Source organism: Paenibacillus sp. MT86 (assembly GCF_058792535.1).
In genome coordinates this window covers 6,623,204-6,638,177 of sequence record NZ_CM179499.1, presented here as the reverse complement: position 1 = coordinate 6,638,177, position 14,974 = coordinate 6,623,204, and the positions used below count along the sequence as shown (strand labels likewise).

Genomic DNA, 14,974 nt, shown 5'->3' with positions numbered 1-14,974 from the left:
ACAAAAAGAATCAAATTTGAAGTGATCACGTGAGCTAAAGGAAGGGGTATCTTTTATGGATCCGGTTATGCTGGCGCGAATTCAATTCGCATCGACAACCATTTTTCACTTTATTTTCGTACCGTTATCCATCGGATTGGCGTTTCTGATCGCCATCATGGAGACGATGTATGTTGTCAAGGGCCAGGAAGTCTACAAGAAAATGGCCAAGTTCTGGGGAAAGCTGTTCCTGATCAACTTTGCGGTCGGGGTTGTGACAGGGATTCTGCAGGAATTCCAGTTCGGGATGAACTGGTCGGATTACTCGCGCTTTGTCGGGGACGTGTTCGGCGCACCGCTTGCGATCGAAGCCCTGCTGGCGTTTTTCCTTGAGTCGACGTTTATCGGGCTATGGATATTCGGGTGGGACCGGTTATCCAAGAAGGTCCATCTGCTCAGCATCTGGCTGGTGTCCTTCGGCACCCTGATGTCCGCCTTCTGGATCCTGGCAGCGAACTCGTTCATGCAGCGTCCGGTCGGTTTTGAGATCAACAATGGACGGGCGGAGATGAACGATTTCTTCGCGCTGATCACGAACGGTCAGCTGCTGGTGGAATTTCCGCACACGATCTTCGGGGCACTGGCAACCGGGGCTTACCTGGTAGCGGGGGTAAGCGCGTATAAACTGCTGAAGAAGCAGGATTTGGATTTCTTCAAAAAATCATTCCACATCGCCATCGTGGTGGGTCTCATCACCTCCATTCTGGTTGCGGTATTCGGCCACCAGCAGGCGCAGTATCTGGTGGATACGCAGCCGATGAAGATGGCCGCCGCCGAGAGCTTGTGGGAAACGAGCGACGATCCCGCGCCTTGGACGGTCATCGCCGCCATCGATCCGGATAAGCAGGAGAACACGATGGAATTCAAAATCCCGTATCTGCTCAGCTTCTTGTCCTACAGCAAATTTTCCGGCGAAGTCATCGGGATGAAGGAGCTGCAAGCCCAGTATGAGCAGGAATACGGCCCTGGAGACTATATTCCGCCGGTCCGCACCACCTTCTGGAGCTTCCGGATTATGGTGGCCGCCGGCAGCGTCATGATCCTCATGGGATTGTACGGAGCGTGGCTGATGCTGCGCAAAAAAGTTGAGAAGGCCGGCAAATGGTTCCTCAGACTGATGCTGTTTGGCATTTCCCTGCCGTTCATCGCCAACACGTCGGGATGGATCATGACGGAGATCGGCCGCCAGCCTTGGACGGTATTCGGGCTGATCACCACGGAGAACAGCGTTTCGCCGAACGTAAGCGCAGGCTCGATCCTGTTCTCGCTCATCATGTTTACCGCCATTTATGCGGTGCTGGCAGCCGTGATGGCCTATCTGTTCATCAAAGTCATTAAGAAAGGACCGTATGCGGCGGAGGAAGACGATCACCACGCAAGCGATCCGTTTAATAAGGAGGACTACAATGCTGTCTCTTAACGAACTGTGGTTTGTGCTCGTCGCCGTGTTGTTTATCGGGTTCTTCTTCCTGGAGGGCTTCGATTTCGGAGTCGGGATGTCCACGCAGCTGCTGGCCAAAAACGATACCCAGCGCCGGGTGCTGATCAACTCGATCGGCCCGTTCTGGGACGCCAACGAGGTCTGGCTGCTGACGGCGGGCGGCGCGATGTTCGCGGCCTTCCCGAACTGGTATGCCACGCTGTTCAGCGGGTTCTACATTCCGCTTGTCTTTCTTCTGCTGGCCTTGATCGGGCGCGGCGTGGCATTTGAATTCCGCGGCAAGGTGGGCGATGTCCGCTGGAAACGGGTATGGGACGGAGCGATCTTCACCGGAAGCGTGCTTCCGCCATTCCTGCTCGGCGTAGTGTTTGCCTGCCTGATCCAGGGGCTTCCGATTAACGAAGAGATGCAGCTGCATGCCGGATTCTTCGATGTCGTGAATCTCTATACCGTGGTCGGCGGGTTGACGATGGTGATGCTCTGCCTGCTGCATGGCTTGATGTTCACGACGCTGCGCACGCTGGGGGATCTCCAGGAACGGGCGCGCCGCATGGCCCGGAGACTTCTGATTCCTGTTGCGGCCCTGTTCGTGGCGTTCGGGGTGATGACGTATTTCATGACCGATATCTTCGAGAAGCGCGGCGTGGCGTTAACCGTCCTGCTGGTGCTGGCCCTGCTTGCATTCCTGTTGGGCGGATATTTCATGAACGTCAAGCGGGACGGCTGGGCTTTCGGGATGACCGGCGCGGTCATCGCACTCTTGGTAACGTCCGTGTTCGTGGGCTTGTTCCCGCGCGTGATGGTCAGCTCCATCAACGCTGCATTTGACCTGACCATTTATAATGCGGCCTCCGGACCGTATTCCCTCAAGATTATGACGATTGTGGCCGTATCGCTGCTGCCTTTTGTTTTGGGCTATCAAATTTGGAGTTACTTCGTTTTCCACAAACGGGTACATGAGAAGGAGCATCTGGAGTACTGATGGGAAAAGATCTGCTGGGATACAAAGGCGCCAAGACGGTATTCTTCCTTGTCGCCGCATGTACCCTGGCACAGAGCATGGCCATCCTCCTGCAAGCCAAATGGCTGGCGGAAGCCGTATCCGCCCTGTTTGCGGGATCAACGCTGCAGGAGCAGGGGGAGACCATTGCCTTGTTCCTGCTTGCATTTCTGGCACGCCACGGGATCTCGGTCGTGCAGCAAGGAATCGCGCAGCGCTTTGCCGAGGAGACGGGCACGAGCCTGAGAAAGCAGCTGCTGGAGGAGCTGTTTCGGAACGGGCCATCCTTTGTCCGGTCGGAAGGAACAGGCAATGTGGTTACGCTTGTGCTGGAGGGCATCGGCAAGTTCCGCAAATATGCGGAGCTGACCATACCTCGCATGATGGGGGCGGGCATTACCCCGGCGCTGGTATGGCTGTACGTTTTCATGACGGACCGGATCTCGGGCATTATTCTGCTGGTGACCATGCCGATCCTGATCGTGTTTCTCATTCTCGTGGGACTTGCCGCGAGAAAGCAGACCGAGCGGCAGCTGGATTCCTACCGGATGCTGTCCAATCATTTCGTGGATTCGCTGAGAGGGCTGACCACCCTGAAGTTTCTGGGACAGAGCCGCAAGCACGGCGCGAGCATACAGCAGGTCAGCGAGGGGTATCGTGCAGCTACCATGCGGACGCTGCGCGTGGCGTTTCTGTCCTCTTTTGCGCTGGATTTCTTTACGATGCTGTCCGTGGCGTCGGTTGCGGTCAACCTGGGCCTGCGCCTCATTAACGGCAGCCTGGAGCTGCTGCCCGCGCTGCTCATCCTGATCCTCGCACCGGAGTATTTCCTGCCGGTGCGCATGGTCGGGGCGGACTTCCACGCCACGCTGGACGGCAAGCAGGCAGGGGAAGCGATGCAATCCATCATCCGGGAAGCCCGGAAGGGGCACACGAGCGGAAGCTCGGGTCCTGTTACCACGGAGGGTTTGGCTAACGGCGCGGGTCCATTCGAGCCAACGGGAGCGCTTGAAGCCCCGGCGGCAGAAACGATGGAACGAACCCCAACGGGCCTAACATTTAAAATTCAAAATAATTTCTCGGGTCCCAGCCGCAGACCGCAGACAACATTCCGATGGGAAAAGGACAGCGTGCTGGAGCTCTCCGGTATCGGCGTCAGACACGAAGAACAAGGGCCGGCTTCATTGGAGGAGGTCACCTTCCGAATACCGGGACAACGCAAGATCGGCATCGTCGGGGAGAGCGGAGCCGGCAAATCCACGCTGATCGAGCTGTTAGGCGGCTTCATGGCGCCAACATCCGGAGCGATGGCGCTGAATGGCATGATGCTGGAAGAATCGAACCGACGCGAGTGGCGGTCGGAGGTCACCTATATGCCGCAGCAGCCGTATTTGTTCGGGGCAACCTTGGAGGAGAACGTGCGCTTTTATGCGCCGGAGGCGTCCAGAGCTCAAGTGGAAGCGGTGGTAAAGGCGGCCGGTCTGTCGGAGCTGGTCGAAAGCTTGCCGGGCGGCCTTGCGGAGATGATCGGCGGCGGCGGACGCGCTTTGAGCGGCGGCCAGGCACAGCGCGTGGCTTTGGCCAGGGCGCTGCTTGGCGGCCGGCAGGTTCTGCTGCTGGATGAGCCGACGGCGCATCTGGATATTGAGACGGAGTATGAGCTGAAGGAGACGATGCTGTCCCTTTTTCAAGACAAATGGGTATTTCTGGCGACGCACAGGCTTCACTGGATGCAGGATATGGATTATATCATCGTTATGCACCAGGGGCGCGTTGCGGAAACGGGAACCCACGAGGAGCTTATGGCACGACAGGGCGTCTATTACGGACTGATGACATCGCAGATGGAGGGAGTACAATGAAGCAGGAATCGTGGTTTCGACCCTATGTAACGGCAAATTTCTGGCGCTTTTTGCTCATTGTCACGCTGGGCGTGCTCACCATTTTGTTTGCCGGGATGCTCATGTTCACATCCGGTTATTTGATCTCCAAATCCGCCCTGCGTCCGGAAAACATCCTGATGGTGTACGTGCCGACCGTAGGGGTTCGCACCTTCGGCATCGGACGGGCGGTGATCCATTACGTGGAGCGCCTGGTGGGGCATGATACGATTCTTCGCATCCTGTCCCGCATGAGGCTTCGGCTGTACCGCATTCTGGAACCGCAAGCCCTCCGTTTATCCTCCCGGTATCGCACCGGGGATCTGCTGGGCGTGCTGTCCGATGACATCGAGTATTTGCAGGACGTTTACATCCGGACGGTTTTTCCATCGATTGTTGCGCTTGTGTTATATGCCGGGGTCATTTTGGCCGTCGGCCAGTTTGATCCGGCATTCGCCCTTCTGCTCGCACTGTATATAGCGGTGCTGATTCTGGTGCTGCCGCTGATCTCGCTGCTGCTCACCAAACGGAAGAATCGGGAAGTGAAACAGGCCCGCAGCCACCTCTACCGGAAGCTGACCGACGCGGTGCTGGGCATTCATGAATGGTACGTCAGCGGCCGGCAGGCGGAATTCCTGACCCGTTATGAGGCGGATGAAGCCGAGGTGGACCGGACCGACCGCTCGCTTAAGCGCTGGTCGCGCTTGCGCGCCTTTATCGGTCAAGGCGTGGTTGCCGTGACGGTGGTCTCGGTGGTGTATTGGTCGGGACGGCAGTATGCGGACGGTGCCATCGACGTTACGCTGATCGCGGCTTTCGTGCTGGTTGTGTTCCCGTTAATGGATGCATTTCTGCCGGTGTCCGAAGCCGTTGAGCGGATTCCGCAGTACGGCCAATCGGTCGCAAGGCTCCGGGCGATTGAAAGCGCGGATGCCTCCGAAGGGCGGCAGGACCTGCCGCAGATGCTGGATAAGGCAGAGGTGGAATCCATCATAAGCCGCGGCGTTCATGTGAAGGCGGACGGCGTCAGCTTCCGCTATGATCAGGGGGCAGACGGCCCATCGGGGCTGGAACCATCCGGCGTGGACAGGGAGGCGTCTGCATTAACCGATGTGTCGCTGGATATTGCTCCCGGCGCCAAGGTAGCCGTCATCGGACGCTCCGGTGCCGGCAAATCTACCCTGCTGCAGCTGATCCAGGGCGTACTGGCGCCATCGGGAGGAAGCCTTACCCTAGGCGGCGTGGAGTCTGCGCGTTTCGGCGATGAGATCTCTTCCGTCATTTCGGTATTGAACCAGAGTCCGCACTTGTTCGACACAACGCTTGCGAACAATATTAGGCTTGGATCCCCGGACGCCACGGAGGCTGAAATCCGGGACGCCGCCGCCATGGCACGGATTGAACCGCTGGTAGCCTCCCTTCCGGAAGGACTTGGCACCCGCATGCAGGAAGCCGGGCAGCGTTTCTCCGGAGGAGAGCGCCAGCGCGTGGCTTTGGCCCGAATCCTGCTGCAGAGGACGCCTGTTGTCATTCTGGATGAGCCCACGGTCGGGCTGGATCCCAAGACCGAGCGGGAACTGCTGTCCACCATATTCGCCAGCCTGCAGGACCGCACCTTGATTTGGGTGACGCATCATCTGGTCGGCGTGGAGCGCATGGATGAGATCCTCTTCATGGAAGACGGTCGAATCGTTATGCGGGGCACCCATGATGAGCTGATGGAGCGATATCCGCGGTATCGGAACTTGTACCGTTTGGATCGTCCGGCGGTATAGACAGCTGAGGCGATTTACCAGCAGAAGAACCGGCCTTTCAGGAGGTTGGTTCTTCTTTTTGTTGCGTTCTTTTTTCTTATAAGTCCGATAAAAGATCGGAATCCACGCGGCTTCTGGAAAGATGTAACATTAGTCTTAAGCAGGATCAAGGGTTCATTACAACGTTAGGGGTGTGGTATAGGGTGGATTCGAAACGGTTGGTGAACGTATTTCGTCATTTTGCTGAGCGGGAATGTCCGGGTTCCAGCGTGTTCTATGAGTATTTGGCCCGGCATATTGCCGATGATGAAGAGGTGCTGCAGGTCGCTGCGTTGGTTCCGTCCGGCCAGCCCGTGCCCAATATGCTGTTCGGAGCGGTTCAATACTTGCTGCTTCAGGGCGAGGGTCCGGAGCTGAGGGCGTATTACCCCGGCCTTGCGGAGCACCCGAAGGAGATGGCCTCCTGTTATCCCCATTTCCGGGCATTCGTGCTGGAGCATGAAGCAGCCATTATCGGAATCCTGAAGCGCAAACGGGTACAGACGAACGAAGTCCGTCGCTGCGCGTACCTGTATCCGGTGTTCTGCTCCATTTATGACAAGGTCCGGAAGCCGCTTGCCCTGGTGGAGCTTGGAACGAGTGCCGGATTGCAGCTGCTGTGGGATCAATACAGTTATTCCTATGGAGACACGGCGAGTTACGGCCTTACGGAATCGAAGGTGCGCATTACATCGGAGATCAGGGGAGACCGCAAACCGTTCCTGCCGGCCTCCAGTCCGCCGGTTGTTTACCGGATGGGGATCGATCTGCATGTGAATGACGTACGGAACCCGGAACATTTCTTATGGCTGCGAGCTTTGATTTGGCCGGGCAATCACGATCGGGTGTCCATGCTGGAGCATGCGGCGGAGGCGTTGAAGCAGCAGTCAGACGTACGTTTCCGGGAGGGGGATGGGACGGTGCTGCTGCCTGACATCGTGAAGGAGATTCCGGAAGAGGCCGTGATCTGCGTGTTTCATACGCATGTGGCCAACCAGATTCCGGAGGCGTCCAAGCAAATATTGCTGCGGCATCTGAGCGAGATTGGAAGCAAGCGCGATATTGTGCACGTCTACAACAATATGCAGGATGAGGATCTGCATGCCGATTATATCCTCGGGGGCGTGCCGAGCAAGTTTACGACGGCACGCACGGATGGGCATGCGCGCTGGTTCGAGTGGCTGTTATAAGGCAGGGAGATGATTGACTTAGCCTGAATAAGGACGGCGAACGGAACGGTGATGGCCGTTCGTTACAAGTCATATGCCCGTAAACGACCGCGAGCCCGGAAGGCAGCCGGGCTGAGACTTAGAGAACAACAGCCGCAGCCTTCATCGCGTATATTTTTTTATTGGGCAAGTCTGTGTCATAATAGGAGAGATGGAATATAAAGCGCTTTATGCTATGCGATTGAACCCGAGGATCGGGCTCTTCCATGGTGGAAGGGCTCTCGTTCAGGGCATGGCAGCATTCAAGGAGACCAAAGGAGGAAGTTGGGATGGATTATCGTATTGAGAAGGATACCCTGGGTGAGATTAAAGTGCCTGCGGATAAGTTATGGGCAGCGCAGACACAGCGCAGTTCCGAGAATTTCCGGATAGGAACCGAAACGATGCCGAAGGAGATCATTCGGGCGTTCGCGATATTGAAGAAGAGCGCGGCCATCGTCAACGGCAAGCTCGGCAAGCTGGATGCAGATAAGGTGGATGCGATCACAACCGCGGCCGATGAGATCGTGGACGGCAAGTGGGATGAGCATTTTCCGCTGGTGGTTTGGCAGACCGGCAGCGGCACGCAGTCCAACATGAACGTGAACGAAGTCATTGCGAATCGGGCCAATCAGCTGCTCGAGCGAAAAGACAGCACGCTGCGCGTTCATCCCAACGATGACGTCAACAAATCCCAAAGCTCCAACGATACGTTTCCGACGGCGATGCACATGGCTGCGGTCGTGGCCATGGAAGATCAGGTGATGCCTGCGCTCCGCCGTTTGAAGAAAACGTTCGAGAAGAAAAGCGATGAATATAAGGACCTGATCAAAATCGGCCGTACGCACCTTCAGGATGCAACGCCGCTGACGCTCGGACAGGAAATCAGCGGCTGGCACCGGATGCTGGAGAAGTGCGAATTGATGCTGGCTTCGGCCGTAGAACCGCTGCGCGAGCTGGCTATTGGCGGCACCGCCGTGGGTACCGGCATTAACGCGCATCCGAAATTCGGAGAAATGACGGCGGCCGAAATCAGCCTGCAGATCGGAAAAAGCTACACGTCCGCCAGCAACAAGTTCCATTCGCTGACCAGCCATGACGAGATCGTATTTGCCCATGGGGCGCTGAAGGCGCTGGCTGCCGATCTGATGAAGATCGCCAACGATGTTCGCTGGCTGGCAAGCGGTCCCCGTTCCGGCATCGGTGAGCTCACGATCCCTGCCAACGAACCGGGAAGCTCCATCATGCCGGGGAAAGTAAATCCAACCCAGAGCGAAGCGCTGACGATGGTGGTCTGCCAAGTGATGGGCAACGATGCCACGATCGGTTTTGCGGCAAGCCAGGGCAATTTTGAGCTGAACGTCTTCAAGCCGGTCATCATTTATAATTTCTTGCAGTCCGTGCGTCTGCTGGCGGATGCCATGGATTCGTTCGACCAGAATTGCGCCATCGGCATCGAAGCCAATCTTGACGTGATCCGCGCGAACATGGAGCGGTCGCTAATGCTGGTGACGGCGCTGAATCCGCATATCGGATACGAGAATGCCGCCGCCATCGCGAAACGTGCGCATAAAGAAGGGACAACGCTTCGCGAAGCGGCGCTGGCAAGCGGTCTGCTTAGCGGAGAGGATTTTGACCGGATCGTCCGTCCGGAAGAAATGATACATCCGAAGGAATAGGGGAGTTTTCTTTTGAGCTTTATTTCTAGGCAGGTTTCCCGTTGAACCAAGGGCCCATTTCACCACGGTGAAGTGGGCTTTTGTTGATTAGAGATTGTTACCCACCGAGCCGAACGCATTCGATCATCGCAAGAAAAACATCACGGAACGCCGCTCGTCTGCCGCGAAAGTGCTTCAATCGTTTATCTCCGGCTTCGCAGCGGTTATAATATGGTGACAGCATCTGACAATACTTCACAAACAAACGTAAGAAGGATGGATGATAACTTGAAGAAACATCAATGGATGGCTACGCTGCTCTCTCTGATATGCACCGGGCTCGGGATGTTTTATATCGGGACGCCGGGCATGATCATAGGCGGAATGCTGCTCATGGCGCTGCAGGGAGCGGCTTTGTTTATTTTTTTCATGACACTGGGATACTTGGGCTTGATTATCGGTCCGCTAGCAATTGGGATTCATATTATAGGTTTGATCATACCGGTCATCTACTTCAGCTACCGATCGCCAAGGAAACCGATGTTCGACGAGAAGCGGCGGCGTCAGCTCGCCTCCCCTTGGAAAATCGTCGTGCGGACGATCATCGGACTGGCCTTGTTCGCAGGGTCGATTTACGCCGGGTACACCTGGGGATCCGCCCCGTTCATGAAGACGGCTGCAGAGAAACGCGAGGTTCAGGAAGCGGCGGAGTCCTATCTGGAACAGAAGTACAACGAACCCTTTAAGGTCACGGACGTGGATTATACCTGGGCCATAGGCTCGTATCATCTTACGGCTCATCCGGAGCAGGCGCCAGAGCTTGAATTTACGCTGAGCAGTAATGAAGCCAGCCCTCCCGTCATATCGAATGATACCTACCTGAACCGGCTCTGGGGACAGCAGCTGAGGGACCGGCTGAAACCTCTGCTGGATGAGCTTTATCCGGGCCAGGCGTTTGGGGAGGCGTATGTGAACGCCGGTGCCGAAACACTAGAGCGTGATTATAGCCAACTGGCGAATAGCGCCGAGGGTGATGTCAGTCAGAACATCAGATTGATCGTATTCGCGGATTTGACGGCGGATAGTCTGGCGCAGGAGAAGGAACGGGTGCTGGAGCTGATTCGGCGGCTGCCTTCGGTGACGGTGCCGGGGGAGACGGATCTTGCCATCGATTATTATGCTGCGGATTTGAAGACGGCGGAGAGCGTAAAGAAGGTGGAGCAGGATATCGATTATATGAAGGGGAAAACCAGTACTTACAGCTTCAGGGTGTTCGACATTTCGGACATTACGTCCGCGGAAGACATCGAGATCAGGGGGCTGGAATGAGGAATTTTGCAGGAGTATAAAATCGATTCTAGATTCAGAAGCCAGGCGGAGTGGATAACTCCGCCTGGCTTCTTGTTGATGAATCATGATCCAACATGTGAAGGGAGCCTTCGTTAATGCAGGGACAGCTGGATGCTGCGTCCTTTCGGCGTCTTCGTCATGGTCAGCTTTAAGTTCAAGGCCTTGGCCATGTCGCGGACAGGGACGTAGAGGGTGTTCTTTATGAACAGGGGACCGTCGTACTTGCTCTTGTCCAGCTTGCAGTGGTCCGATTCTTCGGCACACAGCCTCGCCGGTTTATAAATGTCGATATCGTTCACGCTCATCTCTTGCGTAGCCCGCCGTACGATCGTATATCCCCAGCTGTCGTTTCCCCATACCGATACTGGGGGACCGCTTGCCGCTTTCAGGTCATATTGATGAAAGTTGTCCAGCTCCTCCTGCAGCGTATACGAGATTTCGTATCCCATTGCATCGGCTAAGGATTTGAGCGGAACGTACGCCTTGCCTTTGCGAACATGGACGTCCTTTATATGGGTGCCGCCGACGTTTACGTAATAGCCTTCCGCTTCGTTAGCGGCTGCTTGCTCGCCCTGCCAGATGAGGGAAGCGGCTAACAGGACGCTGGTCAGCGCGAAGAGCGATATCCTTCTGAATTTCTCGATCGTCATAACCTCCTTGCATATCGAATGGGTGTTAGGAAGCCGAATGGGGAGCCTATCTACTATATAGACTCTTTTTCCGATCCATTGGTTAGCCCGTTTTCGTAAGAAAATAAGGACAAGCCTGCGAATGTAAGCTCTTTAGGAACCTTGATTCAGGCTGGCCTGCAGCTGTCAGCAAGGAATCCAGCACCGCAATGATCCGGTATTGACGCCATTATGGGGAAGCCGATGGGGGAGGCAGATAGCATGCATGATAAAAGGACGGATCAAGCTGATGCGCTTGATCCGTCCTTTTATTGTGGGGCTGGCTTCTTATGTCATGGAGAAGCACCAATGCATAGGGTTGAACCGGCTTCGCATTACATGCTCACGGTATTCCTGGCATCCCGGTAACCCGACAACTTGTTAACGAAGAAGGTGATCAGGAACGAACAGAGCAGGCTGGCTGCCATCGAGATCAGGAAGCCCATCGTGTTATTCGATGTAATGGGCCCGATGAAGGAGGGCACATAGGCCGTCCCCCGGACCCCGAACAAACCGACGAGCATGCCGCCAAGTCCAGCCGAGGCAATCGCTCCGGCAAATACAAGCTTGTTCGAAAACATGAACGGATAGGCGGCTTCAACGAAGGTGCCAAACCCCATGTTGATGGCGAATCCGGGGGCTGCGACGGCGGCTTCTCCCTTATCCCGCGGAGCGATAATATTGGCTAGCGTGATGCCTGCGGATACCATCACCAAGCCGACCATATCGACCGCGCCGAGGAAGCTGTTGCTGGTTGTTTCCATCTCCAGCAGCACAATCGGCAGGATGGCCGCATGATAGACGCCGCCGATGATGGCGGGCCAGATCAGCAGGCCGGCAATCAATCCGGCCATGGCGGGACTCCAGGAGACAAGCGTCTCGATCAGGAAGCGGATGCCTTGCCCTGCGCTCAGCGCAATCGGCGCAATCAGGAAGTAGACCAACAAACCGGCAATCAGTCCCGACACGCCGCCGGCAACAATGTTGACCGTCGTAGCGGGGAAACGCCACTCCACGCATTGACGGAATATGTAATGGACGATAATGCCTGCGCCGATCCCGCCGATGATGCCGCCGATAATGCCTCCTTCGACGGACAGAACGCCTGCCACGATGCCCGCCACGATGGACACCTCGTCCAACTCGGAGACCTGTTTGGCTGCAATGACGGCAACGATGACCGGCAGCGCCTTGATCAGCAGGTCAAACACTTCGGTCAACGAAGATAACCCCGGGATTTTGCTGACCGCCAGGATCAGGGCCATGCCGATGAAACCGGGGAGAGACGCCATCATGATGCCCCGAATATTGATTCTTCGCCATGGAGACGAGCTGCCGGACACCGCATGGATATTTGCGGACGCATTCCCGATGACCGGCCGGTACGTAAGCCGCCAATGCTTGCTGAGGGAAGTGACAAAGGTGACCGCGCGGGTTCTGTTGGTTGTTCCGGTTGTGCCGGAAGCGGCAATGACATGTGCGCCTTTGGTTTGGATGATGGCCATGGAGGTACCACCCGTACCCGTCACCGGGAGGCGGAATTTGGCAGCGGCCTCAATGGCATGCCGGTTGCTGCCCTCCGGATCGGCGCTCATGACGATGATGCCGTCAATTTCGCCGAGTTCAATCTGCTCGGCAATCTCCCGGTCCAGCCGCTCGGCCGCCTGATTGACCTGCTGAAGGGTGCCTTCAGCGACAATGATGGGCTCTCCTTGGGAAGAGCTCCAGCTGTAAAGAGCCGCAGGCGTCGTATCCTTGGCTGCGTCCATGGAGACCTGGGCAGCGATAAACTGCAGGGCCCCGCAAGACAGGCCTGCACTCTCCATCTGCATCAAGATCTCATCCAGCAGCTTGCGCGGGTCTTTGCCGCCGAGATTGTACAGATTGCCGCCGCTGCTTCCGATGATGGCGATTTGACGATTCATGACTTGCTGCCCCCAATACGTTAGAAATTAGATAATTTCTATATTACAGCAGAGTTATAACTTATTAAAGTGTTAAAATGCGATCCCGCCAAACCAAAAGCCGCCATGCATACCCGGTAAGGGCTGCATGGCGGCTTGGTCATCCTGTTATCTATTCGTTGCTTTCGCTGGCCGCTGCAACGGCAGAGGCTTCTTCCGCCGCTTCTTCAGGCGTTTCTTTGACGATTTGCAGCTTCGTGTAACGGTGGGTCTTCTTCTCGATGACGGTGAACGTCAGGTCATTGTACCTCCACGTATCGCCTTTGGCGAGTTCGGAGTTATGACCGTACAGCCAGCCGCCGATCGTATCCAGGTCATCGGTGCTCAGGTCCGTATGAAGCAGGTCGTTGATCCGGTTAATGGATACCTTGCCGTCTGCGATGATGCGGTTCGGCTCAGGCTGGGTCAGCTCGCGCTCTTCATCTTCGTCGAATTCGTCGCGGATCTCGCCGACGATCTCCTCCAAAATATCCTCGATGGTGATCATCCCGGACGTACCGCCGTATTCGTCGATCAGGATGGCCATATGTGTGCCTTCCTGCTGCATTTTTCGAAGCAGCTTCTTGATCGGAATCGCTTCGGATACCGTCATGGCCGGATGAATCAGCTTGGTCAAGTCGATATTGGAATTGTCATCGAACTCCAGGAAGAACTGTTTGGTGTTCACCATGCCGACGATCTGATCCTTGTCTCCGCGAACAACCGGGAACCGGGTGTACTGCTCGCGCTTGATAATCTGCAGGTTGGCGGCAAGCGGCTTGTCAACATACAGACAGATCATATCGGTACGGGGTACCATAATCTCTTTGGCAAGCATATCATCAAAAGCAAAAATTCGGCTTACATAACCGTATTCGGCTTGGTTAATCTTTCCGCTCTCATAACTGTCGCTCAGAATCATGCGGAGTTCTTCTTCGGAGTGAGCCTCCTCATGTTCACTGGCAGGGTGCATGCCGAACAGACGGACAATCTTGTTGGCAGATCCGTTCAAGAGCCAGATGAATGGATACATAATGCGGTTAAACCAGATAATCGGCGTCGCACACAGGAACGACACGGCTTCAGCCTTATTGATAGCGATCGTTTTCGGTGCAAGTTCGCCGATTACGACGTGAATGTAAGTCATGATAATAAATGCAAGCAAGAAAGAGATCAGCGAAGCGATCGCCGCAGGAATCGAAAGGCTGTCAAACACCGGGTGCAGAATCTTCTCGATGGTCGGTTCCCCGAGCCAGCCGAGACCGAGCGCCGTGATGGTAATCCCGAGCTGACACGCGGACAGATATCCGTCGAGATTCGATGTTACCTTTTTGACGGCGAGAGCACCTTTGCGCCCTTCCATCACCAATTGGTCTACCCGGCTGGGACGAAGTCTTATGATAGCAAATTCCGTCATAACGAAAAAAGCGGTAGCTGCGATAAGCACAGCGACTAAGAATAAATTTAAGCCTATATTGTCGTCCAAACAAAACACATCCTTTTTTATCTGATCCGAATTAGTTTTTTAATAACCATCAATTACTATGCATGGCTGTCAACGTAATTCGACCGGAATTTTAAAGGTTCTAGCTTCATGTGCTTGAGGAGGAGAAACATATCGGTATCCGTGTTGCATGTAACGTTATGCAAGGAAAGCAGAGACACATGGCGTTGTGACTCCAGCATCAACCGAACGGGTTCCGGACTTTTAGGTACCGGCGTCGGCGCTGGCAGAGTGCCTTCAGAGGCTTCCATTCCCTGCGTCGCCGCAGCGGAATCGGTGATGTCCACCAGGGGAACATTACAAACGGAAGCAATCAGCAGTAAGCCAAGTGTGGAACATATAATTCTGTTTATCCTTCGTATGGGGTCCAAGTCGGATCGTCACTCCTACAATTCGTAATCGATTTGCTCTAAAAAATATATGGCTTAATTGTCAGCGTATGAATATGAAGTGATTTGAGTAGTTGTACGTAATTTCACCACGAACGCGG

Annotated in this window: 10 protein-coding genes; 7 read left to right on the top strand and 3 right to left on the bottom strand. The window is 55.4% G+C overall.

Going from position 1 to position 14,974, the window contains the following annotated elements:
- Positions 1-55 precede the first annotated feature (55 nt).
- The 7 genes from AC3RCL_RS30255 (at position 56) to AC3RCL_RS30225 (ending at position 10,348) form a co-directional block, all read left to right on the top strand.
- Positions 56-1,459: a cytochrome ubiquinol oxidase subunit I gene (locus AC3RCL_RS30255; protein WP_145039391.1), complete on the top strand. Its 1,404-nt coding sequence runs from the start codon at positions 56-58 to the stop codon at positions 1,457-1,459.
- Positions 1,446-2,462: a cytochrome d ubiquinol oxidase subunit II gene (gene cydB / locus AC3RCL_RS30250; RefSeq protein ID WP_009590373.1), complete on the top strand. Its 1,017-nt coding sequence runs from the start codon at positions 1,446-1,448 to the stop codon at positions 2,460-2,462. The genes AC3RCL_RS30255 and cydB overlap by 14 nt, the downstream gene beginning before the upstream one ends.
- Positions 2,462-4,342, top strand: coding sequence for a thiol reductant ABC exporter subunit CydD (cydD, locus tag AC3RCL_RS30245; RefSeq protein WP_492533658.1), 1,881 nt, complete (start codon positions 2,462-2,464; stop codon positions 4,340-4,342). Before cydB ends, cydD begins: the two co-directional genes overlap by 1 nt.
- Complete coding sequence (gene cydC, locus AC3RCL_RS30240; protein WP_492533656.1) at positions 4,339-6,135, top strand: thiol reductant ABC exporter subunit CydC; 1,797 nt, start codon at positions 4,339-4,341, stop codon at positions 6,133-6,135. The genes cydD and cydC overlap by 4 nt, the downstream gene beginning before the upstream one ends.
- A gap of 182 nt (positions 6,136-6,317) precedes the next feature.
- Positions 6,318-7,343, top strand: a complete 1,026-nt coding sequence (locus tag AC3RCL_RS30235; protein ID WP_036659291.1) for a DUF2332 domain-containing protein — start codon at positions 6,318-6,320, stop codon at positions 7,341-7,343.
- Between the two features lie 308 nt (positions 7,344-7,651).
- Positions 7,652-9,040, top strand: a complete 1,389-nt coding sequence (gene fumC, locus AC3RCL_RS30230; RefSeq protein ID WP_015737836.1) for a class II fumarate hydratase — start codon at positions 7,652-7,654, stop codon at positions 9,038-9,040.
- 267 nt (positions 9,041-9,307) lie between these two features.
- Positions 9,308-10,348 carry a hypothetical protein gene (locus tag AC3RCL_RS30225; RefSeq protein WP_036659290.1) on the top strand — a complete coding sequence of 347 codons (1,041 nt, stop codon included), beginning with the start codon at positions 9,308-9,310 and terminating at the stop codon, positions 10,346-10,348.
- 113 nt (positions 10,349-10,461) lie between these two features.
- On the opposite strand, the gene AC3RCL_RS30220 is transcribed toward AC3RCL_RS30225, so the two are convergent.
- The 3 genes from AC3RCL_RS30220 to AC3RCL_RS30210 all read right to left on the bottom strand — a co-directional run bounded on the left by AC3RCL_RS30220 (position 10,462) and on the right by AC3RCL_RS30210 (position 14,466).
- Entirely contained in the window at positions 10,462-11,019 is a 558-nt protein-coding gene (locus AC3RCL_RS30220) for a hypothetical protein (RefSeq protein WP_015737834.1), read from the bottom strand.
- Positions 11,020-11,372: 353 nt separating this feature from the next.
- A complete protein-coding gene (locus AC3RCL_RS30215) occupies positions 11,373-12,962 on the bottom strand; it encodes a PTS sugar transporter (protein ID WP_036659289.1) in 1,590 nt (529 codons plus the stop codon).
- Positions 12,963-13,113: 151 nt separating this feature from the next.
- On the bottom strand, positions 13,114-14,466 hold the full coding sequence (locus tag AC3RCL_RS30210; protein ID WP_015737831.1) for a hemolysin family protein: 1,353 nt from the start codon (positions 14,464-14,466) through the stop codon (positions 13,114-13,116).
- Between the last annotated feature and the right edge of the window lie 508 nt (positions 14,467-14,974).

Bases quoted from the DNA above. Each gene is read 5' to 3' on its own strand.
- AC3RCL_RS30220 (WP_015737834.1), bottom strand. From the start codon at position 11,019: ATGACGATCGAGAAATTCAGAAGGATATCGCTCTTCGCGCTGACCAGC.
- fumC (WP_015737836.1), top strand. From the start codon at position 7,652: ATGGATTATCGTATTGAGAAGGATACCCTGGGTGAGATTAAAGTGCCT.
- cydD (WP_492533658.1), top strand. From the start codon at position 2,462: ATGGGAAAAGATCTGCTGGGATACAAAGGCGCCAAGACGGTATTCTTC.
- cydB (WP_009590373.1), top strand. From the start codon at position 1,446: ATGCTGTCTCTTAACGAACTGTGGTTTGTGCTCGTCGCCGTGTTGTTT.
- AC3RCL_RS30255 (WP_145039391.1), top strand. From the start codon at position 56: ATGGATCCGGTTATGCTGGCGCGAATTCAATTCGCATCGACAACCATT.
- AC3RCL_RS30215 (WP_036659289.1), bottom strand. From the start codon at position 12,962: ATGAATCGTCAAATCGCCATCATCGGAAGCAGCGGCGGCAATCTGTAC.
- cydC (WP_492533656.1), top strand. From the start codon at position 4,339: ATGAAGCAGGAATCGTGGTTTCGACCCTATGTAACGGCAAATTTCTGG.